The 21,937-nt window shown below is 64.2% G+C and carries 19 protein-coding genes; 11 read left to right on the forward strand and 8 right to left on the reverse strand.

All coding sequences use genetic code 11. The annotated features are described in order from the left end of the window. Positions 1 to 9: 9 nt before the first annotated feature. The 3 genes from ppc to UP10_RS19330 form a co-directional block, all read right to left on the reverse strand. The gene (gene ppc / locus UP10_RS19320) at positions 10 to 2,817 is read right to left on the reverse strand and encodes a phosphoenolpyruvate carboxylase (protein ID WP_044588881.1); all 2,808 of its coding nucleotides are present in this window, start codon (positions 2,815 to 2,817) and stop codon (positions 10 to 12) included. 121 nt (positions 2,818 to 2,938) lie between these two features. Further along, positions 2,939 to 4,486, reverse strand: a complete 1,548-nt coding sequence (locus tag UP10_RS19325; RefSeq protein ID WP_044588882.1) for an acyl-CoA synthetase — start codon at positions 4,484 to 4,486, stop codon at positions 2,939 to 2,941. A gap of 144 nt (positions 4,487 to 4,630) precedes the next feature. Beyond that, positions 4,631 to 5,443: a crotonase/enoyl-CoA hydratase family protein gene (locus tag UP10_RS19330; protein ID WP_044588883.1), complete on the reverse strand. Its 813-nt coding sequence runs from the start codon at positions 5,441 to 5,443 to the stop codon at positions 4,631 to 4,633. Between the two features lie 100 nt (positions 5,444 to 5,543). On the opposite strand from UP10_RS19330, the gene UP10_RS19335 reads away from it, so the two are divergent. Beyond that, on the forward strand, positions 5,544 to 6,419 hold the full coding sequence (locus UP10_RS19335) for an SDR family oxidoreductase (RefSeq protein ID WP_044588884.1): 876 nt from the start codon (positions 5,544 to 5,546) through the stop codon (positions 6,417 to 6,419). An 81-nt stretch (positions 6,420 to 6,500) separates the two neighbouring features. Next, positions 6,501 to 8,081, forward strand: coding sequence for a fatty acid--CoA ligase (locus tag UP10_RS19340; protein WP_044588885.1), 1,581 nt, complete (start codon positions 6,501 to 6,503; stop codon positions 8,079 to 8,081). Between the two features lie 143 nt (positions 8,082 to 8,224). Here UP10_RS19340 and UP10_RS19345 read toward each other — a convergent pair whose 3' ends face one another. After that, a complete protein-coding gene (locus tag UP10_RS19345) occupies positions 8,225 to 9,499 on the reverse strand; it encodes an acyl-CoA dehydrogenase family protein (RefSeq protein ID WP_044588886.1) in 1,275 nt (424 codons plus the stop codon). Between the two features lie 221 nt (positions 9,500 to 9,720). Here UP10_RS19345 and UP10_RS19350 point away from each other — a divergent pair, with 221 nt between their 5' ends. After that, on the forward strand, positions 9,721 to 10,500 hold the full coding sequence (locus UP10_RS19350) for an enoyl-CoA hydratase-related protein (protein WP_044588887.1): 780 nt from the start codon (positions 9,721 to 9,723) through the stop codon (positions 10,498 to 10,500). A gap of 100 nt (positions 10,501 to 10,600) precedes the next feature. On the opposite strand, the gene UP10_RS19355 is transcribed toward UP10_RS19350, so the two are convergent. The 3 genes from UP10_RS19355 to UP10_RS19365 are packed head-to-tail and all read right to left on the reverse strand — an operon-like array spanning position 10,601 to position 12,754. Continuing rightward, positions 10,601 to 10,975: a DUF6285 domain-containing protein gene (locus tag UP10_RS19355; RefSeq protein WP_044588888.1), complete on the reverse strand. Its 375-nt coding sequence runs from the start codon at positions 10,973 to 10,975 to the stop codon at positions 10,601 to 10,603. A 1-nt stretch (position 10,976) separates the two neighbouring features. Beyond that, positions 10,977 to 11,963, reverse strand: a complete 987-nt coding sequence (locus tag UP10_RS19360; protein WP_044588889.1) for a phosphotransferase family protein — start codon at positions 11,961 to 11,963, stop codon at positions 10,977 to 10,979. Beyond that, a complete protein-coding gene (locus UP10_RS19365; protein ID WP_044588923.1) occupies positions 11,960 to 12,754 on the reverse strand; it encodes an enoyl-CoA hydratase/isomerase in 795 nt (264 codons plus the stop codon). Before UP10_RS19365 ends, UP10_RS19360 begins: the two co-directional genes overlap by 4 nt. 153 nt (positions 12,755 to 12,907) lie before the next feature. Between UP10_RS19365 and UP10_RS19370 the strand changes: the two genes are divergently transcribed. The 6 genes from UP10_RS19370 to UP10_RS19395 all read left to right on the forward strand — a co-directional run bounded on the left by UP10_RS19370 (position 12,908) and on the right by UP10_RS19395 (position 17,816). Then, on the forward strand, positions 12,908 to 13,690 hold the full coding sequence (locus tag UP10_RS19370) for an SDR family NAD(P)-dependent oxidoreductase (RefSeq protein WP_044588890.1): 783 nt from the start codon (positions 12,908 to 12,910) through the stop codon (positions 13,688 to 13,690). 263 nt (positions 13,691 to 13,953) lie between these two features. Further along, positions 13,954 to 14,331 carry a VOC family protein gene (locus tag UP10_RS19375; RefSeq protein WP_044588891.1) on the forward strand — a complete coding sequence of 126 codons (378 nt, stop codon included), beginning with the start codon at positions 13,954 to 13,956 and terminating at the stop codon, positions 14,329 to 14,331. A 171-nt stretch (positions 14,332 to 14,502) separates the two neighbouring features. Beyond that, positions 14,503 to 15,777 (forward strand): acyl-CoA dehydrogenase family protein, encoded by a 1,275-nt coding sequence (locus UP10_RS19380; RefSeq protein WP_044588892.1) that lies wholly within the window; start codon positions 14,503 to 14,505, stop codon positions 15,775 to 15,777. Between the two features lie 139 nt (positions 15,778 to 15,916). Beyond that, positions 15,917 to 16,534, forward strand: a complete 618-nt coding sequence (locus tag UP10_RS19385; protein ID WP_044588893.1) for a flavin reductase family protein — start codon at positions 15,917 to 15,919, stop codon at positions 16,532 to 16,534. A 16-nt stretch (positions 16,535 to 16,550) separates the two neighbouring features. Continuing rightward, on the forward strand, positions 16,551 to 16,826 hold the full coding sequence (locus UP10_RS19390; RefSeq protein ID WP_044588894.1) for a GNAT family N-acetyltransferase: 276 nt from the start codon (positions 16,551 to 16,553) through the stop codon (positions 16,824 to 16,826). 108 nt (positions 16,827 to 16,934) lie between these two features. Next, positions 16,935 to 17,816, forward strand: a complete 882-nt coding sequence (locus UP10_RS19395; protein ID WP_044588895.1) for a hypothetical protein — start codon at positions 16,935 to 16,937, stop codon at positions 17,814 to 17,816. 176 nt (positions 17,817 to 17,992) lie between these two features. Here the strand turns inward: UP10_RS19395 and yghU are convergent, their stop codons facing one another. Then, positions 17,993 to 18,871, reverse strand: coding sequence for a glutathione-dependent disulfide-bond oxidoreductase (gene yghU / locus UP10_RS19400; protein WP_044588924.1), 879 nt, complete (start codon positions 18,869 to 18,871; stop codon positions 17,993 to 17,995). A 283-nt stretch (positions 18,872 to 19,154) separates the two neighbouring features. Between yghU and UP10_RS19405 the strand changes: the two genes are divergently transcribed. Both UP10_RS19405 and UP10_RS19410 read left to right on the forward strand, forming a co-directional pair. Next, the gene (locus UP10_RS19405; RefSeq protein WP_044588896.1) at positions 19,155 to 20,288 is read left to right on the forward strand and encodes a nitronate monooxygenase; all 1,134 of its coding nucleotides are present in this window, start codon (positions 19,155 to 19,157) and stop codon (positions 20,286 to 20,288) included. A 138-nt stretch (positions 20,289 to 20,426) separates the two neighbouring features. Continuing rightward, positions 20,427 to 21,935: an acetyl-CoA acetyltransferase gene (locus UP10_RS19410; RefSeq protein WP_044588925.1), complete on the forward strand. Its 1,509-nt coding sequence runs from the start codon at positions 20,427 to 20,429 to the stop codon at positions 21,933 to 21,935. Positions 21,936 to 21,937: the final 2 nt, after the last annotated feature.

Below are 21,937 nucleotides of genomic sequence, written 5' to 3' on the forward strand. Positions count from 1 at the left end.
GCCACGGCACTACCCGCTATTCCTCAGCCCCGCCGAGATGCCATTGATCGTGATCTGAATCCCGCGCAGGACCTGCTCGTCGGGGTTCTGCGCGCGGTGCTCCTTCAATAGCTCCACCTGCACATGGTTGAGCGGATCGAGATAGGGAAAACGGTTGCGGATTCCGCGTTCCAACAGCGGGTTGCCCTGCAGCAGCCGCTCGTGGCCCATGATGTCGAGCAGCGTCTCGATCGAAAGATGCCATTCCCTGCGGATGCGGCCGAAGATCTTCTCGCGCAATTCGACGTCGGGCACCAGTTCCGCATAGCGCGAGGCGATCGCGATCGAACTCTTTGCGAGCACCATGTCCATGTTGGACAGCAGCGTGCGGAAGAACGGCCATTCCTTGTAGAGCTCCTGCAGGAACGGCATGCCCTGCTCCGGGTGCTCCGCGATCCAGGTCTCGACTGCCGCGCCAAAGCCGTACCAGCCCGGCAGCATCAGCCGGCATTGCGCCCAGGAGAACACCCAGGGGATGGCGCGGAGGTCCTCGATCTCGCGCGTCTTCTTGCGCGAAGCCGGCCGGCTGCCGATGTTCAGCGTCGCGATCTCGTTGATGACGGTCGAGCCCCAGAAATAATCGGCAAAGCCCTCGGTCTCGTAGACGAGGCCGCGATAGGCATTGAAGGCGAGTGCTGAGATTTGCTCCATCGCCTTGAGATATTCAGGACGCGGCGCGCTCTGCCGCGGCTGCAGCAGGCTGGTTTCCAGTGTCGCGGCGGCGAGAATTTCCAGATTGCTGCGGCCGACCTCGGCATTGGAATATTTCGACGAGATGATTTCGCCCTGCTCGGTGATCCGGATCTGACCGTTCACGGCACCACCGGGCTGCGCGATGATCGCATCATAACTCGGGCCGCCGCCGCGCCCCACCGATCCGCCGCGGCCATGGAACAGACGCAAGCGGACGCCGTGGCGCTCGAACACGTCGACAAGACCGATCTCGGCTTTGTAGAGCTCCCAGCCCGAGGTGACGAAGCCGCCGTCCTTGTTGCTGTCGGAATAGCCAAGCATCACCTCATGGACGCCGCCGCGGCTGTCGACCAGCTTGCGGTAGTCGTGCAGCGCCAGCATGCGGTCCATGATGCCGCCGGAGTCCTGCAGGTCCTCGATCGTCTCGAACAGCGGCACGATGTTGATGGCGCTGCGGCCGGACGGATTGACCAGCCCGACCTCCTTCAACAGCACCGCGACCTCGAGCATGTCGGACATGCTCTTGCACATCGAGATGATGCATTGGGAGATGACCTCGGGGCCGAATTTGGCATGCGCCTCGGCCGCGGCACGGAACAGAGCGAGTTCGCCGAGCGTCTCCTCCGAATATTTGACGAAGGGCGAGGCGAGCGGCCGCGCGCTGCGCAACTCATTGAGCAGCAGGCTGACGCGGGCGTCCTCAGCCAACGCCAGATAGGATGTGCCGGGATTGGCGGTATCCAACAGCTCGCCAATGGTCCGCTCGTGCACCGCCGAGTTCTGGCGGATGTCGAGCCGCGCGAGATGGAAACCGAAGCAATCCACCGCGCGGCGCAGCTGCCGCAACCGGCCGCGCGCGATCACGCCGGAATTGTTCGCGATCAGCGAGCGATTGAGCACGTCGAGATCGGCCTGGAACTCCTTGACGCTCTGATACGGCTCGGCCTTGCCGACCGGCCGCCTTGTGGTCTCGACCTCGAGCCTCGCCGCCGTCGCCGCGAGCCTGGCATAGATGCCCGACACGGCTAGGCGATAGGGTTCGCCGCTGCGATGCGGCGAGGTGTCGGGCGAGCGCTCGGCGAGCGTCCGCAACTCGTCCGAGATGTCGGCGAGATGCGCTGCCAGCGACAGCTCGGCGCCGAGCGTATGCAGCTGTTCGAGATAGAAGCTGAGCACCCGGCTGGATTGCAGCCGCAGCGTGCCGCGCATTACGTCGGCGGTGACGAAAGGGTTGCCGTCGCGGTCGCCGCCGATCCAGCTGCCCATCCGCAGGAATGAGGCCAGATCGCCGGCCTCGCCGCCTTCCTTGTTCAGGCGGTCCTCCAGCGCGCAATGCAGCCGCGGGACTTCCTGCAGGAAGGTATAGTCGTAGAACGACAGGCCGTTGGCGACCTCGTCGAGCACGGTCAGCTTGGTCCGGCGCAACAGATTGGTCTGCCACAGTGTCACGACGGCACGGCGGAGCTGCTCGTCGCTCGTCTCGCTCTCATCCGGCGTCATCTGCAGCCGCTCGCGGCGATCGAGCAAATCAGCGATCTCCATCTCGCGGTCCATCGTGCTCTTGCGGCGAACTTCGGTCGGATGCGCCGTCAGCACCGGGCTGACCAGCGCGCCCTTGAAGAAGCTGCGGAGGTCGGCCGGACTGATACCGGCCTGGCGAGCATGGATCAGCGTCTGCTCCAGCGTGCTCGGCTGCGGGGCTCCGCCCGGGCCGCGGCTGCGCATCTGGCGGATGTTGTTCTGGTCCTCGGCGATGTTGGCGAGGTGGGAGAAATAGCTGAAGGCGCGGACGATCTGCAACGTCTCGGCGATCGACATGCCGTCGAGGATGGTTTCCAGCTCGTGCCGCGCCAGTTTGTCCTCGTCACGATGGAACCGGACCGAGGTCTGGCGGATGCGCTCGACCAGATCGAACACGTCGGCCCCCTCCTGGTCACGCACGGTGTCGCCCAGAATGCGGCCCAGCAGGCGGATGTCGTTCCGGAGCCGCGCATCCTCCTCCATGGCCTGCGCCTCTTCCGCGCGCTTGGCACGGATATCGGTCTCGGAGAGCACGGTCTGGGAAGGCAAGATCTGGGAAGACATGGCTGGCTACTCCAGAAGTTGCCCGGCAATGCCCCGGAGTGTGCAAGTTTTTTGCCGCAGCGCAAGATGAACTTGGAGGCGGCGCACACACACCCGCCCTCCGCCGCGCGCCCAGCCGGCCCTAAATCCTCCGCCCCGCCCGCTCCCAATACGGATCCCGCAGCCGGCGCTTGAATATCTTCCCGGAATCCTCGCGCGGCAGGTTGCTCTGGATCTCGATGTGCTTGGGCACCTTGTAGTCCGCAAGCAACGTCCTGAGCCCGGCGCGGATCGCCGCCATGTCGAGCGTGACGCCCGGCTGCGGCTCGATCACCGCCATCAGCGCCTCGCCGAACTCGGCGTCGGGAATGCCGAACACCGCGCAATCGTGCACGCCTGATACCGCGTGCAGCACCGCCTCGATCTCGGCCGGATAGATATTGACGCCGCCCGAAATCACCATGTCGCGTTTGCGGTCGCAGATGAAGACGTAGCCGTCTGCGTCGATATAGCCGACATCGCCCGAGGTGATGAATCCCTGCCGGTCGATCTCGGCGCGCTTCTCCGCCTTGTTGTGGTAGGTGAAATCGGGATTGCCAGATATCCGCGAATAGATCTCGCCGATCTGCCCCTGCGGCACCTCCTTGCCGTCATCGCCGATGAAGCGCAGCTCGGCGCCGGGCGAGATCTTTCCCACCGTGCCGGGTTTCTTCAGCGCATCCTCTGAATTGGCGAAGGTGACCGCGCCAGATTCCGTTGAACCGTAGAATTCATAGATCACCGGCCCCCACCATTCGATCATCGCGCGCTTGACGTCCGCCGGACACGGCGCGGCGGCGTGGATGATGTGGCGCAGCGACGACATGTCGTATGTCTTGCGGACCTCCTCCGGCAGCTTCATCAGGCGGATGAACATGGTCGGCACCATGAAGATGGTATCGATTTTCTCGCGATCGATCAGCGCTAAGAATTCCTCCGCGTCGAACCGCGGCATCAGCACCAGCGCGCCGCCAAGCCGCCCCGAGCGCAACCCGAACGAATTCGGCGCGGAGTGATAGAGCGGACCGGGCAGGATCGCCCGCGCACCCGGCTTCAGGCCATAGATCATCGCGCGCATCGCTTCGGCATTGGCGGTCTGCGCCGGCGTCGGCGCGAAACGTCTCACGCCCTTGGGATGGCCCGTGGTCCCCGAGGTGTAGATCATGTTCTGCGGCTGCGGCACCGCAGGGCCGTCATAGCGCACCTGCTGCGCGAGCCATGACTCGAAATCTACCGCGAACTCGGGTGTCGCGAGATGATCGGGATCGATCTTGTAGTTGGCAAGGATCTCCGGCGGCGTCGGCACACTGAGTACGGTGACATCAGGCGGAATGGCACCGTGCAACGGATGCAGCATGTCGGCATGGGCGATCAGGACCCGCGTGCCGGAATCGGTCAGCACGTAGTTGATCTCTTCCGGCTTGAAGTGCCAGTTGATCGGTACGCCATAGGCGCCGAGCCGCATCGCCGCGTAGGCGGCCTCGATGAAGGCGATGTCGTTGCGCATCAGCATGCAGACGCTGTCGCCCGGCTTGACGCCGAGCTGGTGCAGGCCGCTGGCGATGCGGTCGGCGCGCTCGGTGACCGCGGCATGATCGCGTTTGCGCTCGCCGCTGATGATTCCGAGGAATGGTTGGGGCGTTTCACTCATTTGTTGTGATCCGATCTGTCGTCGGGTTAGGTCGTCATTCCGGGATGGTCCGAAGGACCAGACCTCAGGTGCGCAATTGCGCACCGGGGAATCGCGAGATTCCGGGTTCGATGCTTCGCATCGCACCGGAATGACAGCGTGCCGTTACCCCACATCCGCAAATCGCGGCGCGCGCTTCTCCAAGTTCGCGCGCACCGACTCGGTCTGGTTCGGGCTGCCGAGCAGCTTCTGCTGCTCGACCGATTCCGCCAGCAGCGCCGCGGCGGGATCGACCGAGAGAGTGTTCAGCATCCGCTTCGCCGCGCGGATCGCATCCGGGCTCTTGCCGGCGATCTCGCGTGCCATCTCGAGCGCCGCAGCACGCGGATCGTCGCAGATCCGGGTGGCGAGGCCATAGCTCTGCGCTTCCTGCGCCGAGAAGATGCGGCCGGTGTAAGTGAGTTCGCGCAAGATATCGTCGCGCACCAGGCTCGCGAGGATCGGCGTGCCCGCCATGTCGGGCACCAGGCCCCATTTGATCTCCATGATCGACATCCGCGCGTCAGGTGAGAGCAAGCGGATGTCGGCGCCGAGCGCAAGCTGGAAGCCGCCGCCGAAGGCGACGCCGTGGATCGCCGCGATCACAGGCACCGGAAGCTGACGCCAGCCCCAAACGGCCTGCTGCGCGAAATTGGCCTTGCCATGGGTGCGGATGGAGAGGTCGCGCTTTTCGCCGCCCGGCACCCCGTTACCGCCATCCTTCATGGCGGCGAACCGTCCCATGTCGAGCCCGGCGCAGAACGCCCGGCCCTCGCCGGACAATACGACCACTCGCACACCCTTTTCCTTGGACAATCGCTCGGTTGCGGCCACCAACGCCTCGAACATCGCGGCATCGAGCGCGTTCATCTTGTCGGCGCGCACCAGGCGGACGTCGGCGATACCGTCCGAAATCGAGATCGAAACGCGATCCTCCATTGAAATCTCCTCCACTTTTCCTCGTTGGCGCTTTACAGAAAGGCCGTTGTCCGGTTTTAGTCAATCGACCAATTAACAGACAACCCCGTGGGTGGAAACGATGTTCAACGATCAGCTTCTCGCCGGGCGACGCATTCTCGTGACCGGAGGCGGAACCGGCCTCGGCAAATCCATGGCTTCGCGGTTCCTGCAGCTCGGAGCCGAGGTCCATATCTGCGGACGCCGCAAGAGCGTCTGCGACGAGACCGCCACCGAGCTGATGGCCGAGTACGGCGGACGCGTGGTCAGCCACGGCGTCGACATCCGCAACGCGATGGCCGTCGACGAGATGATCGAGGGGATCTGGACCACCAGCGGCCCCCTCACCGATCTCATCAACAACGCCGCGGGCAATTTCATCTCGCGCTCGGAAGAGCTGTCGCCGCGCGGCTTCGACGCCGTCGCCAACATCGTGATGCACGGCACCTTCTACGTGACGCATGCGGTCGGTCGCCGCTGGATCGCGGGCGGCCATCGCGGCAACGTGGTGTCGATCACCGTGACCTGGGTGCGCAACGGCTCGCCCTATGTGGTGCCGTCGGCGATGAGCAAATCGGCGATCCACGCCATGACCATGTCGCTCGCGATCGAATGGGGCCGCCACGGCATCCGCCTCAACACCATCGCCCCCGGTGAAATTCCGACCGAGGGCATGAGCAAGCGCATCAAACCGGGCGACGAGGCCGGCGCGAACACCAAGGCGATGAACCCGATGGGCCGGGTCGGCACCATGGAGGAATTGCAGAACCTCGCGGTGTTCCTGATCTCCGGCGGCTGCGACTGGATCAACGGCGAGACCATCGCCATGGACGGCGCGCAGGCACTCGCGACGGGCGGCAATTTCTACCAGCTGCGCGACTGGAGCAACGACGACTGGACCAAGGCCCGCGACTCGATCAAGGCGCAGAACGAGAAGGATCGCGCGGCGCGGGGTTGAGGCCGCGCCTCCCCCGTATTGTCTTTGCTGCCGGATGTCGCCACACTCCGCGCAACCAGAACAAGACACCACGGGGGAAACATGTCCGCTACGCAGCAACTGGCAAACCTTGCGGACATGGTGCGCGACCGCGCCAAAAGCCGCGGCGATGCACTGGTCTATGAATTCGAGGGCCGCCAGACCACGTTTGCCGAGTTCGATATTAAGGCCAACCGTGTCGCCAATGCCTTGATCGCGATGGGCGTCAGCAAGGGCGAACGCATCGCCTATCTCGGCAAGAACAGCGACTTCTATTTCGAGCTGCTGATGGGCGCGATGAAGGCCGGTGTGGTGATGGCGCCGGTGAACTGGCGACTCGCAGGCCCCGAGATCGCCTTCATCGTCGACGACTGCAAGGCGCCGGTGCTGTTCACGGGCCCCGAATTCATCACGCAGGTGCGCAACATCAGGGACCGGCTGCCGAGCGTGCGCACGATCATCACGACCGAGGGCGGCGCGCCTGAATGGCCCGATTATCTCGCGTGGCGTGACGCGCAGAGCGGCGATGATCCGAAGGTCGTGATCGAGCCGAAGGATATCGCGATCCAGCTCTACACCTCGGGCACCACAGGCAAGCCGAAGGGCGCGATGTTGTCGCACGCCAACTTCCTCAATCTGGTGCAAAGTGGCAACGACGCCGAGAAGCCGGAGTGGAACCGATGGACCACCGACGACGTCTCGCTGGTCGCGATGCCGATCTTCCACATCGGCGGCTCTGGCTGGGGCGTGATGGGGCTCTATCACGGCGCCCGCGGCGTGATCGCCCGCGAGTTCGATCCGACCAAGGTGCTGGATTTCTTCGAGCAGTCCGGCATCACCAAACTGTTCATGGTGCCGGCGGCGATGCAGTTCGTGGTGCGCCAGCCGCGGGCGCGGCAGGTCGACTTCTCGCGCCTGAAATACATGCTCTACGGCGCCTCGCCGATTCCGGCGGCACTGCTGAAGGAATGCATCGAGGTCTTCAAATGCGGCTTCGTGCAGATGTACGGCATGACCGAGACGACCGGCACCATCGTGGCGCTGCCGCCGGAAGACCATGTCGAAGGGCTCGATCGCATGCGCTCGGCCGGCAAGGCGCTCCCGGGCATCGAACTCGCGATCCTCGACGCCGAGGGCAACCGCCTGCCGCCCGGCGAAGTCGGCGAGATCGCCACCCGCTCCGGCTCCAACATGGCCGGCTACTGGAATATGCCGGAGGCGACGGCGCGCACGATCGATAGCGATGGCTGGCTGCGCACCGGCGACGCCGGCTACATGGACAGCGACGGCTATCTCTATATCCACGACCGCATCAAGGACATGATCATCTCCGGCGGCGAGAACATCTATCCGGCCGAAGTCGAGAGCGCGATCTGCGATCATCCCGACGTCGCGGAAGCCGCTGTGATCGGCATTCCCGACGACAAATGGGGTGAGGCGGTGAAGGCTGTGGTGGTGATGAAGCCGGGTAAGAGCGCCACCTCGACCGACATCATCAACTTCACCCGCGAGCGGATCGCCGGCTTCAAGACGCCGAAGTCGGTCGACTTCATCCCCGCCCTGCCGCGCAACCCGTCGGGCAAGATCCTGCGGCGGAACTTGCGCGACGCCTACTGGGTGGGGAAAGACCGGCAGGTGAACTAGCCACACCAAGCGAGCCACCGGTCTCTCCACGTCATTGCGAGGAGCGAAGCGACGAAGCAATCCATGTTCCCGCTTGCCGAAGCATGGATTGCTTCGCTTCGCTCGCAATGACGGCGTGGCGAGCATGTATTGTGGGCAATACTTCAGTGCTTCCCTGCTCCCATGTAGCCGAACAGGAATCCCGCGACCTTGCGCTTCTGGATTTCCTCGCTGCCTTCGGTGATGCGGTAGCGGCGGTGGTGGCGATAGATGTGCTCGAACGGCTTGTGGCGCGAATAGCCCATGCCGCCATGCACCTGCATCGCGCGATCGGCGGCCTCGCAGCACAGACGGTTAGCCCAGAAGTTGCACATCGAGACCCGGTCCGACAGCGTGTGCTCGACCTGGGCCTGGGTGAGCTGGTCCATCTCCCAAGCGGTCTTGCGGATCAACAGCCGCAGCATCTCGGCCTGGGTCGCGAGTTCGACCAGCGGCCACTGGATCGCCTGGTTCTCGGCCAGCGCCTTGCCGAACGGCTTTCGCTCCCGCGCGTATTTGACGCTCTCATTGATGCAGTAGACGGCAGCGCCGAGCGAGCTGGCGGCCTGGCGGATGCGGTTCTCGTGGACGAAACATTGCGCCAGCGACAGGCCGCGGCCGACCTCGCCGAACAGCGCATCGTCAGGCACAAACACATCGGTGAACGAGACCCGAGGGTGATCGGTCGGCATGTTGAAGGTCCACATATATTCCTCAACCTTCACGCCCGGCGATTTCGCCGGCACGAGAAGGCAAGTGATACCGCGGGCGTCGCCGTCATCGCCTGAGGTGCGGGTGAACAGCGCGCAATGCGTGGCGACATGCATGCCGGTGGTCCACATCTTCTCGCCGTTGATGATCCAGCCCTTGACGTTGTCCCGGGTCCCGGGCACCGCCCTGGTTTCCATGTGCGTGGCATCGGAGCCATGGTCAGGCTCGGTCAGACCAAACGTGATGCGGTATTTGCCGGTGATGGAGCCATCGATCATCGCCTTCTGTTCGTCGGTTCCGTAGCGATCGAGCATGGTGACGATGGGCAAATTGCCAACGATCGAGTGCTCGTTCTGCAGATCGTTGTGCAGGCCAAGACCCTTCGAGGCGAAATGCTCGCGGATCACGGCCATCCAGAGGTTGGAGCCATCCTTGCCACCATAGCGCTTCGGAATCGCAAAGCGCAGATGACCGGCGGCGTCAGCCAGGTTCTTGACCTTCCGTAGCAACGCCTCCCATTCATGCCGCGGCAGGCCGCCATTGTCGAAATCGGTACGCGCCCATTCGCGGCGATGGTCGAAGAAGCGGATGTTGTCGTCGGCCGCTTCCAGCGGCTTGATCTCGCGTTCGATGTAGCCGTCGAGTTCGGCGAGATAGGCTGTCAGGTCGGCCGGCAGATTGAAATCCAAAGCAGTCTCTCCCGGAACTATTGTTGATTTTCGATTTTGCGTTTAGGCGCTATCGCTCCCACGCCTTCGGATCGATTAAGGTGAGAAGCGTCCCTCCAAGTCAAGCTGGTGGATGGTGCTTGCACGCGCGGTGCCTTTGCGTAATTGGATGGCACGGGACGGCGCCCACGCGCTAGGATGCAACGAATATTCTTCGCCACAGAAAATCGACGGGAGCCAACATGGATCTGAAATTCTCCAAGGTGACGCGCAAGGGTCCCATCACCATCGTGACGCTGTCGCGCCCCGAGGTTTACAACGCGCTGCATATCGACGCGCATTTCGAGCTCAACAAGGTGTTCGACGACTTCTCCGCCGATCCCGAGCAGTGGGTCGCGATCGTCACCGGCGCCGGCGACAAGGCGTTCTGCGCCGGCAACGATCTGAAATGGCAGGCGGCGGGCGGCAAGCGCGGCTGGGACAAGGGCGGCTTTGCCGGCCTCACCTCGCGCTTCGACTGCGACAAGCCGATCATCGCCGCCGTCAACGGCGTGGCGATGGGTGGCGGCTTCGAGATCGCGCTGGCCTGCGACCTGATCATCGCCTCCGAGAATGCGACCTTCGCGCTGCCCGAGCCGCGGGTCGGCCTCGCGGCGCTCGCCGGCGGCGTGCATCGCTTGCCGCGGCAGATCGGCCTGAAGCGCGCCATGGGCATGATCCTGACTGCACGCCATGTCAGCGCCAAGGAAGGCCTCGAACTCGGCTTCGTCAACGAAGTCGTCCCGCAGGGCGAAGCGCTCGCCGCCGCCGAGCGCTGGGCCGAGACCATCGCCAAGAACTCGCCGATGTCGATCCGCGCCTCCAAGCAGGCGATCCAGCGCGGCCTCGAAGTCTCGCTGGAACAGGCGATCGCCGAGCAGCGCGAATATCCGGCGGTGAAGGCCATGGCGGCCTCGCAGGACTACATCGAGGGACCCAAGGCGTTTTCGGAGAAGCGGCCGCCGAAGTGGCTGGGGAAGTAGGCGCTCTCTCCCCGTCATTGCGAGGCGCGAAGCGACGAAGCAATCCATCTCTCCGCAAGCGGCGAGATGGATTGCTTCGCTTCGCTCGCAATGACGAATTCTATTTTCCACCAAGCTCCCGCTTGTACGACGCATAGTTCGGCTGATCGACGGCGAGCTTGTCCATCGTGGTCTGCCAGAGATGCTCCGACAGGCCCGGCGTCGTCAGATCCACCTCGCCGCTTGCGATCTTCTCCGATAGCGCGCGGTTCAGCTCAAGCAGTGCACAGTCGGCACCAAGCAATTGCTTCAGCCGCGCGGCTTCAGCCGCATCGCCTTGCTCCGCCAGCGCCAACTGCCGCGTCACCAGATCGAGCGCGTTGATGCCGACGCGGAGCTTGAAGGCGTTGTGCCCCTTGATGACGGGCGTGATCTCGTTGCGCAGGAAATCGGCAACGGCCTTGATCAGCTCGGTGGGCGTCGGTTCGTCCTGCATCTTACTTTCCTCGCGGAGCCAGTAGCCGCAGCAAATCGATCTCGGTCTCCGACGAACGCCGCCCGATCATCGCGCGCTCCATCGAATGGTCCGGGCCGGAACGAAAGCGCTGCATCATGCCGCAGCACATCACGCCCCAGCGCAGCGTGCCCATGACCTCCCAGAACATCACCCTATCAGGGTCGGCCTTGCGGCCGGCCTCCGCGTAGCCGGCGAACAGTTCCTCGCGTGTGCCAAAACCGCCGACCGGCTTGTCGATTTCGCCGAAGCGCCAGGAGTTGACGCAGATCCAGCCGAGATCCTCCATCGGATCGCCGAAATGCGCGAGCTCCCAGTCGAGCACGGCGCGGACGCCGTCGGGGCCAATGATCAGATTGCCATGGCGGAAATCGCCATGCACCAGCGTCACCTCCGACGACGGGCCGGGATCGTGATCGCGCAGCCAGCGCAGCGCCAGCTCGAACACCGGCCGCGGCCAATTGAAGCTGCGGTACTCGCGCTCGAGATCGTCGATCTCCTTTGTCGCCGACATGCTGCGCAGTTGCGGCAACTTCGCGCGCGGCAGGCCATGGATGCCGGCGATGACGCGCCCAAGCTGGCGCGCCAAGATCGGCCGCGCGCCGGCATATTCCTCGTCGCGCAAAATCTTGCGCGCGATGGTCTCGCCCTCGATGCGCGCCATGATGAAACCGCGGCCGAGGCCGTCTTCCGGTCTCAAGACATGCATCACCTTCGGCGACGGCAGGCCCGCGTCATGCGCGAGCTGCATCAGCACAGCTTCCGCATCGAGGCCGGCGGCACGTCCCGGCGCAGCGCCATAGCCCGGCGGCGCGCGGCGCAGGATCGCGCCAACAGGGCCGTCGGGATGCACGATGTCGAACGTCCAGGTCTCCTGGCTGGCGCCGCCGGACAATTTTGCCGCGCCAGTGACGCCGGTCGCGCCGGGATGGAAGGTGGCGACGCAGCGCCCGAGTTCGGTCTCGATCATTTGCCTTTGAACTTCGCCGGTCGCTTTTCAAGGAATGCGGTGACGCCTTCCTTGAAGTCCTCTGCGCGCCCGGCGATGCGCTGCGACTCGAATTCGAGGTTGAGTTGGTCCTCGAACGAATTCTCCGGGCTGTCCCAATACAGTTTTCGGATCAGCGAGAGCGCGACCGTCGGACCGTTGGCCAGCTCATGCGCGAGCTTCATCGTCTCCTCCATCAGCGCATTGTCGTCATAGACACGGTTGATGAGGCCCCATTCCAACGCCTTTTCGGCGGGCAGCCGCTCGCCGAGCAGCGACAGCTCGACCGAGCGCGCCTTGCCGATCAGCCGCGGCAGCAGCCAGGTCGAGCCGCAATCCGGCACCAGGCCGATGCGACGGAACGCCTGCAGGAAGTAGGACGAGCGCGCGCACAGGATCAGGTCGCCCATCAATGCGAAGCTCATCCCGGCGCCGGCGGCCGGGCCGTTCACGGCCGTGACGATCGGGCAGTGCAGCTTGCGCAGCCGGCGCAGGAACGGATGGAAGCCGGTCTCGAGCGACGCGCCGGCGTTGCTCTTGCCGGGTTTCTGCTGGGCGTTGCGGCCCTGCAAATTGGCACCGGTGCAGAACGCGCGGCCCGCACCCGTGATAACCAGGCAGCGCACCTCCTCGCGCTTGTCGTCGATCGCATCGAGGGCCTCGGCGAGGCCGCCCAGCATGTCCATCGAGACCGCGTTCATGACCTCCTGATGGTCGAGCTTGAGGATCGCGACCGATCCGTCGAAGTCGAGCGTGACATGTTTGAACTGCATGGTTTCCTCCGTCAGTTGTGCCGCGTTGGTAGCGCGGCAAGTCGAATTGTGCTCCGACCCATATTTGATTTTTGTACCGGGCTTGTCCATGGTTGCGGCCAAGCCCATCCTCGGACGCGTGATTAACGCGCGCCAAACCAAATGGAAACCCCAATGAGTGGCATCTTCGACCTCACCGGCCGCGTCGCAGTGATCACCGGCGGCAATGGCGGCATCGGCCTCGGCATCGCGCAGGCGCTGAACGCCGCCGGCTGCAACGTCGCGATCTGGGGTCGCAACGCCGAGAAGAACGCCAACGCGGCGGCCTCGATGGCGGCCGGACCCGGCAAGGTCGTCACGCAATTCTGCGACGTCAGCGATCCCGGTTCGGTCAAGACCGCGATGAAGGCAACGCTCGACACCTTCGGCCGCGTCGACGGCTGCTTTGCCAATGCCGGTATCGGCGGCGGCGGACGGCGCGCCTTCATCGACCGCACCGAGGAGGAATGGCGCAAGATGTTCGCGACCAATCTCGACGGCGTCTTTCATGTGTTCCAGGTCGCCGCGCGCCACATGACCGAGCGCGCCGAGGCCGGCGACGGATTCGGCCGGCTGGTCGCGACCTCGAGCCTGGCCTCGCTGTTCGGCACCGCGCGCAACGAACATTATGCCGGCTCCAAAGCGGCGCTGAACGCGCTGTGCCGCGCGCTCGGCGTCGAGCTGGCGCGCCACGGCGTCACCGCGAACGCGATCCTGCCCGGCTGGATCAAGAGCGACATGACCGCAGGCATCATGGCCAACGACAAATTCGTCGCCAACGTGATGCCGCGCATCCCGGTGCGCCGCTTCGGCGAGCCGAGTGATTTCGGCGGTATCGCGGTCTACCTCATGAGCAAGGCGTCGTCGTATCATACCGCGGATTGTTTCGTGATCGATGGCGGGTACACGGCGTTTTAGGCGATCGCTTGCCACACACACAATCGTCGTCCCGGCGAAGGCCGGGACCCATACTCCGCGGAGGTGTTGTAAGCGAGACTCGTCGTTCCGGCGCAACGCAACAATCAACATTTGTGGTTGGGTCCCGGCCTTCGCCGGGACGACACCGAGTGTTGCGTAGATTGCACGTCGCGCATCAATACTCCCGCGGCGCGGCACCCGCTTCCGTCGGGCCAAAACTGCTGCTAGCGTTCGCGCCATAGGCAACACGGAGGATTTCAAGAATGTTTTCGCACGTGATGATCGGCACCAACGACCTCGACAAGTCCAAGGCGTTCTATGACGCGTTGCTGGCCACCGTCGATGTCCGGTCAGCCAGGGTCGACGGTCACCGCATTTTCTACATCACCAAGACCGGTGTATTCTCGGTCTCCAAGCCGATCGACGGCGAGCCCGCGACGCACGCCAATGGCGGTACGATCGGTTTTGCCTGCCATTCGCCCGAGCAGGTCGAGGCCTGGCACGCGGCCGGCGTCGCTGCCGGTGGCAAGCCGTGCGAGAATCCGCCCGGCGTCCGCGAAGGTGCTGCCGGCAAGCTCTATCTTGCCTATCTGCGCGATCCCGACGGCAACAAGATTTGCGCGATGCACCGGATGGTGTGAGTCCATCCGCGACACATTGGGTCGCAGACGACGGCGTTCAAACATTGTTTGAAGCGCCGCCGTCATATTCCGCGATGCGGTAGAGATCATCGCGAAAATCGGCTCGCGCTTGACGCGGCCCGCGTCTATTGTCCGCCGCAACACGCGCCTTCGCCGATGGGAGAAACAACAATGAAACACGCCTATGTGCCCCGCACCACCAACTACACGCTCAGCCCGGGCGATGAGCTGAACGATCTGCGGATGTCGGAACGGGTCCGCCCGCTTTACGATCATGTGAAGCAGTTCATCCGCGAGACCGTCGAGCCGATGTCGGTCGAGTTCTATCGCCACGGCGAAAAGAAGACCGATCGCTGGAGCTTTACGCCCGAACAGCTCGCGGTGCTGCAGAAGGCCAAGGACAAGGCCAAGGAGGTCGGCCTCTGGAACTTCTTCCTGCCCGACGCCGAGACCGGCGACGGCCTGAACAATCTCGACTACGCCTATATCGCGGCCGAGCTCGGCAAGAGCCCGCTGGCGTCGGAGTCCATGAATTGCTCGGCGCCCGACACCGGCAACATGGAGGTGCTGGAGCGCGTCGGCACCAAGGCGCAGAAGGAGAAGTGGCTGAAGCCGCTGCTCAACGGCGAGATCCGTTCGGCCTATGCGATGACCGAACCGAACGTCGCCTCCTCCGATGCCAAGAACATCTCGACCACCGCAAAGCTGGTCGGCGACGAGTGGGTGATCAACGGCGAGAAATATTACATCTCCGGCCTCGGCGATCCCCGCTGCAAGATCATGATCGTGATGGTGAAGACCAATCCGGACGCGGCCCCGAGCAAGCAGCAGTCGCAGATCCTGGTGCCAAAGGACACGCCCGGCGTGGAGATCCTGGGTCCGATGCACGTGTTCGGCCACGACCACGCGCCGCGCGGCCACATGCATCTGCGCTTCAGCAATGTGCGCGTGCCGAAGGAGAACATCCTGCTCGGCGAGGGCCGCGGCTTCGAGATCTCGCAGGTCCGCCTCGGTCCCGGCCGCATCCATCACTGCATGCGCACCATCGGCAAGGCCGAGAAGGCGCTCGACATGATGGTGCAGCGTGGCCTGACCCGCGAAGCGTTCGGCAAGAAGATCGCTCATCTCGGCGGCAACTTGCAGATCATCGCGCAGGCCCGATGCGAGATCGAATCGATGCGGCTGATGGTGCTGAAGGCAGCGAAGGCGATGGACGTGCTCGGCAACAAGGAGGCGCGCGTCTGGGTGTCGATGGTCAAGGCCATGATCCCCGAGCGCGCCTGCAAGGTGATCGACCAGGCGATCCAGATGCATGGCGCCACTGGCATCTCGCAGTGGACCCCGCTCGCCGAAATGTACCAGGACGTCCGCCACCTCCGCTTCGCCGACGGTCCGGACGAGGTGCACTGGATGGTGGTCGGCCGCCATGAACTGAGCATGGTGTAAACTCTCTCCTCCCCGCTCTTCGCGGGGAGAGCTTCGTAGGGTGGGCAAAGCGAAAGCGTGCCCACCTTCGCGAGCACGACACTTGATGGTGGGCACGCTTCGCTTTGCCCACCCTTCGGCAGCCGACCAGGACCTCCCCATGGAATACGCCGCCAGCGACCTCACCCAGCGCGAACGCTACAAGGTGCTCGCCTCGTTCGTGTTGCCTCGGCCGGTCGCCTGGGTGACGAGCGTAGGCCCGAGCGGCGTCGTCAACGCCGCGCCGTTCTCCTTCTTCAACGTGTTCTGCGAGGATCCGCCGCTCTGCATGTTCGCAGTCAACCGGCGCCCCGACGGCCGGGAGAAGGACACGCTCATCAACATCCAGCGATCAGGCGAATTCGTGGTCCATCTCACCGACGAGCCGCTGGCGCGTGCGATGCACGAGAGTAGCGGAGACTTTCCGCCCGAGATCGGCGAGCCGTCCTATCTCGGCTTGAAGCTTGCACCATCGAGCAAGATCGCAGTGCCGCGGCTCGCCGACGCGCCTTTCGCAATGGAGTGCAAGACCTGGAAGCTGATCGACGTCAATGGCGACCGCCAGCTCATCATGGGCGAAGGCATCAATTTCTACATCCGCGACGAGCTCTGGGATCGCGACGCCATGCGCGTGCATATGGAGCGCTATCACCCGATCGGCCGTATGTTCGCCGACCGCTATTGCCGCACCGACGACCGGGTGGTGTTTCCGGCGGCCGAAGGCGCGCAGAACAAGTAACCGCGAGCACCGGACCATGGCCGAGACATTCCGCGACAACGAGGCACAGAGCCGGTTCGAGCTGGAGGCCGACGGCGCCATCGCTTTCGTCGTCTATCGCAAGTCGCCCGATACGATCACCCTCATCCACACCGAGGTGCCGCCCGAACTCGGCGGCCGGGGCATCGGCTCGAGGCTCGCGCGCGCTACGTTGGAGGCGATACGTGCGCAAGGCCGCAAGCTCGTCGTCAAATGCGAATTCATCCAGGGCTTCATGAAGAAGAATCCGGACTACGACGATCTGCTGGCATAGGCCGACGATTCAAATTCTCCTTAAAGTTGTTATGTGAGAAACATCACTACTGCGCTTCCCGCCACGCCCCATACTGACCGCATTGAAACCACCAACTGGAGCAATGCCATGTCAGACGTCTTCGTCCTTGGAACCGATCAACGCTTGTGGCTGGAGCACAGTCCCTTCGGTCACGTCCCCCCTGCCCGCAATTTCATCGATCAAAACGTGTCGACGTTTCAGGCGCTCGACGAGCAGAACATTCTCGTGCTCGGCAGCGACGGAAAACTGTGGCTCGAGCATCCGCCTTTTCCGCGGCTGGACCGTGTCGGGCCGCGCGTCCAGGTCGACGCCGACGTGATGGCGTTTCACGGACTGGATGCCGGGACCGTAGCTGTTCTCGGCACCGACAGGCGGCTGTGGCTTGAGAAGGCGCCGTTCGGCAACGTCCCTCCGGCGCGTCAATTCATCGACCAGAATGTGGCCGGCTTCCAGGTGCTGGATACGGACAATCTCATCGTCCTCGGCACCGACGGAAACCTCTGGCATGAGCACTCCCCGTTCGCACGCACCGGCCGGGTCCCGCCGCGAACACAGATCGACAGCAACGTCCTGTCTTTCGCCGCGCTCGACGTCAACACTATCGTCGTCCTCGGCAGCGACCGCAGGCTGTGGCTGGAGCATGCGCCGTTTGGCAACGTGCCGCCGGCGCGCCAGTTCATTGACCAGAACGTGACCGGATTTCAGGCGCTGGATACCGACAATCTCATCGTCCTCGGCACCGATGGAAACCTCTGGCACGAACACTCGCCGTTCGCGCGCACCGGCCGCGTCCCTCCGCGGACGCAGATCGACAGCAAAGTGCAGTCGTTCCGCGCGGTCGATGCACAGAACGTCGTCGTGCTCGGAACCGACGGAAATCTCTGGTTCGAGCACGCGCCGTTTGGGCACGTGCCGCCGAGCCGGCAGCAGATCGACGCCAACGCGCGTGCGTTCCAACCGATGAACTGAGGCTGGCACCGATATCTCCCTCGCCCCGCTCTTGCGGGGAGAGGGGCCGCCTCCGCAAATTCGATAGACGCGAGTGTGCGGACGGTCCCCCTCACCCGGAACGCATCTAACGATGCGTTCCGACCTCTCCCCGCACGCGGGGCGAGGTGGATTGAGATCGCTCCCGCGACACTAACTTACGACGCGGCCGGCTCGCCGATCTTGTCCTGCGTCCTGGTGTCGAAATCACCGGCGTCGTGGCGCTCGTGGAGCTGGCTCGAGGGCTCGCCCCAGGTGCGGTTGACCATGCGGCCGCGCTTCACCGCCGGCCGTGCCGCGATCGCATCGGTCCAGCGCTGCACGTTCTTGTAGTCCTGCACCGAGAGGAATTCACCGCCGCCGTACAGTAGGCCCTTGGCGAGCCCGCCATACCAGGGCCACACCGCCATGTCGGCGATGGTGTAGACATTGCCGGCCAGATATTCGTTATCCGCGAGCCTGCGATCGAGCACGTCGAGCTGCCGCTTCACCTCCATCGCAAAGCGGTCGATGGCGTATTCGATCTTGGTCGGCGCATAGGCGTAGAAGTGGCCAAAGCCACCGCCGAGATAGGGCGCGGCGCCCATCTGCCAGAACAGCCAGGAGAAGGTTTCGGCGCGGGTCTTGACGTCGGTCGGCAGGAAGGCGCCGAATTTTTCGGCGAGATGGACCAGGATCGAGGCCGACTCGAACACCCTGATCGGCTCCGGCCCGCTGCGGTCCATCAGCGCCGGGATCTTCGAGTTCGGATTGACGTCGACAAAGCCGCTGCCGAACTGGTTGCCGTCGATCTTGATCAGCCAAGCATCGTACTCCGCGCCCTTGTGTCCGGCCGCCAGCAGCTCTTCCAGCATCACCGTGACCTTGACGCCGTTCGGCGTCGCCAGGGAGTAAAGCTGCAGCGGATGACGTCCGACCGGCAATTCCTTGTCATGCGTGGGACCTGCGATCGGCCGGTTGATGCTGGCGAAGCGCCCGCCGCTCTCCTTGTTCCAGGTCCAGACTTTCGGCGGCTCGTAGGCAGAGGTGTCAGTCACTTGCGGCTCCGGTTTTGCGGTCTTGCGTGGTTTCGTAGGGTGGGAAAAGGCGCGCAGCGCCGTGCCCACCATCCAGATACGTGCAGTAGATGGTGGGCACGCTGCGCTTTGCCCACCCTACGGCACCGGCTTTTTTTGCCGTACGGAATGCGTCCCGCGCGCAGCGCCTGCACGCAAGATCGCAGCAAGCGAAACCCGCTTGGCTTGACCGTCCATGAGCGCTAGCGTCGCGGGGCCTGATGCAAAAAAACACAATAAGCTGCCGCCGGGAGAGAACGCATCCATGAAATCACCTGTTTGCGACATGCTGGGAATCGAATTCCCCCTGCTTGCCTTCAGCCATTGCCGCGACGTGGTGGCGGCGGTCAGCCGCGCCGGCGGGTTCGGTGTGTTCGGCGCGACCGCGCATTCACCGGAGACGCTGGAGCAGGAGTTGACCTGGATCGACGCGCATGTCGACGGCAAGCCTTACGGCATCGATGTGCTGATCCCCGAGAACATCTCGACCTCGGGCGAGAAGAACGTCACCTGGAAGAGCCTGGAGAAGCGCGTCTCGCAGGAGCATCGCGACTTCACCCGCAATCTGCTGAAGAAATACGATATCGAGCTCACCACCAGGAACGTCGCCGACAACCAGCCGCAGCCGTTCGACGCGGAAACTGCGCTCGAGCTGCTCGACGTGTCCTTTCGTCATCCAATTAAACTGATCGCCAATGCGCTCGGCGTGCCGCCGAAGGCGATGATCGATCGCGGCAAGAAACATGGCGTGCCGGTGGCAGCGCTGGTCGGCGCCAAGGAACATGCGCTGCGCCAGGTCGCGGCCGGCGTCGATATCCTGGTCGTGCAGGGCACGGAAGCTGGCGGGCATTGCGGCGAGGTCTCGACCATGGTGCTGGTGCCGGAGGTGATCAAGGCGATCAAGCCGATCCGCGACGTGCCGGTGCTCGCCGCCGGCGGCATCATGACCGGCCGACAGATGGCGGCCTGCATGGCGATGGGCGCGGCCGGCGCGTGGACCGGATCGGTGTGGCTCGCCACCGTGGAATCGGAGACGTCGGAAATTTTCCGCGAGAAGATGATCGCGGCGTCGTCGCGCGACGCGGTGCGCTCCAAGGGCCGCACCGGCAAGCCCGCGCGGCAGCTCCGCTCGGTCTGGACCGATGCGTGGGATCGCTCGCCCGAGAGCCCCGGCGCGTTGCCGATGCCGCTCCAGAGCATCATCAGCCGCGATGCCTTCAACTCGATCGACCGCGCCGCGGCCGCCGGCAACGCCAAGGCGCGCGATCTCGTCAGCTACTTCGTCGGCCAGGGCGTCGGCCTGATCGACAGCGTGAAATCCGCCGGCGCCGTGGTGCAGGAGTTCAAGGAGGATTTCGCCGAAGCCGTCGAGCACATGAATGCGCTGGTGGCGGAGTGATGGCCCTCGCCGTCATTGCGAGGAGCGAAGCGACGAAGCAATCCATCTTTCCGCGAGTTGCGGAATGGATTGCTTCGCTTCGCTCGCAATGACGGCCAAAGGCACCATCGAATTCAATCTCTCAAAGTGAACAAGAAAATGACCGCATCCCCCGAAGACCGCATTCCCGTCATCGTCGGCGTCGGCGAGATCGTCGATCGTCCGAAGGACATCGTTGCCGGCCTTGAGCCGCTGACGCTGCTGGAACAGGCGCTGCAGCGCGCCGAGGCCGACAGCGGCGCAAAACTGCTGGGCGAGATCCAGTCGCTCGACATCGTCAACTTCCTGAGCTGGCGTTACCGCGATCCGGAGAGGCAGCTTGCCCAGCGCCTCGGCATTGCGCCTTCGCATCTCTATTTCGGCCCGGTCGGCGGCGAGAGCCCGATCCGCTATCTGCACGAGGCGGCGCAGCGCATCGCCCGCGGCGAGTGCAGCGTCGCCGCGGTTTGCGGCGCCGAGGCGCAGTCGACCGCAACGAAAGCACAGCGTGCCGGCGTCGCGTTGCCGTGGACGCCGTTCGCGCATGACGTCGAAGAGCCGAAGCGCGGCGCCGCGTTCCAGAAACCGATGGCGGTGGCGCTCGGCGTGTTCCGGCCGATCACGGTCTATCCGCTCTATGAATCCGCAACCGCGGCGCATTGGGGCCAGACGCCGCGCGAGGCGCTGACGGAGTCGGGCGAGTTGTGGTCGACCTATGCGCGCGTCGCGGCCGACAATCCGAACGCCTGGCTGAAGAAGCATTTCACCGGCGACCAGATCACGACGCCGACCCCGGAGAACCGGCTGATCGCCTGGCCCTACACCAAGCTGATGGTGGCGAACCCGATGGTGAACATGGGCGGCGCGCTGATCCTGACCAGCTTGGCAAAGGCGCGCGCCGCCGGCGTGCCGGAGGAGAAGCTGATCTACCCGCTCGGCGGCGCCTCTGCGGAAGAGCCGCGCGACTATCTGACCCGCGATCAGTTCGTCGAGAGCCATTCGCAGACCGTGGTGCTGAAGACGGTAATGGATCTCATCGAGGGCGACGGCAGGAAGTTCGACGCCATCGAGCTCTATAGCTGCTTCCCCTGTGTGCCGAAGATGGCGCGGCGGACGCTCGGTCTCGGCCCTGACGTGCAGCCGACCGTAACCGGCGGGCTGACGTTCTTCGGCGCGCCGCTCAACACCTACATGACGCATGCGGCCTGCGCGATGGTGCGCAAATTGAGAAGCGGCGGCAAGCTCGGCCTGCTCTACGGCCAGGGCGGCTTCGTCACCAAGCATCATGGCGTGGTGCTGTCGCGCGAGGCGCCAAAGCAAGCACTGAAGCAGGACATCAGCGTGCAGGCCGAAGCCGACCGCAACAGACGCGACGTGCCCGAGTTCACCACCGAGGCCCAAGGCAAGGGCAAGGTCGAGGCCTTCACCGTGATCTATCGCGGCAATGGCGAGGTCGAACATGGCGTGGCCATGCTGCGCACGGAAGATAACCGGCGTACCCTCGGCCGCATCTCCGCTGATGATACGGCGACGCTGGCCTATCTGCAGAACATGGATCGCACGCCGGTCGGCTCGCTCGGCGACATCGTCACGGCGGGTGACGGCATTCTGGAATGGCGGGTCGCTTAGCT

This window comes from Bradyrhizobium sp. LTSPM299 (genome assembly GCF_000938235.1).
Lineage (GTDB): Bacteria > Pseudomonadota > Alphaproteobacteria > Rhizobiales > Xanthobacteraceae > Bradyrhizobium.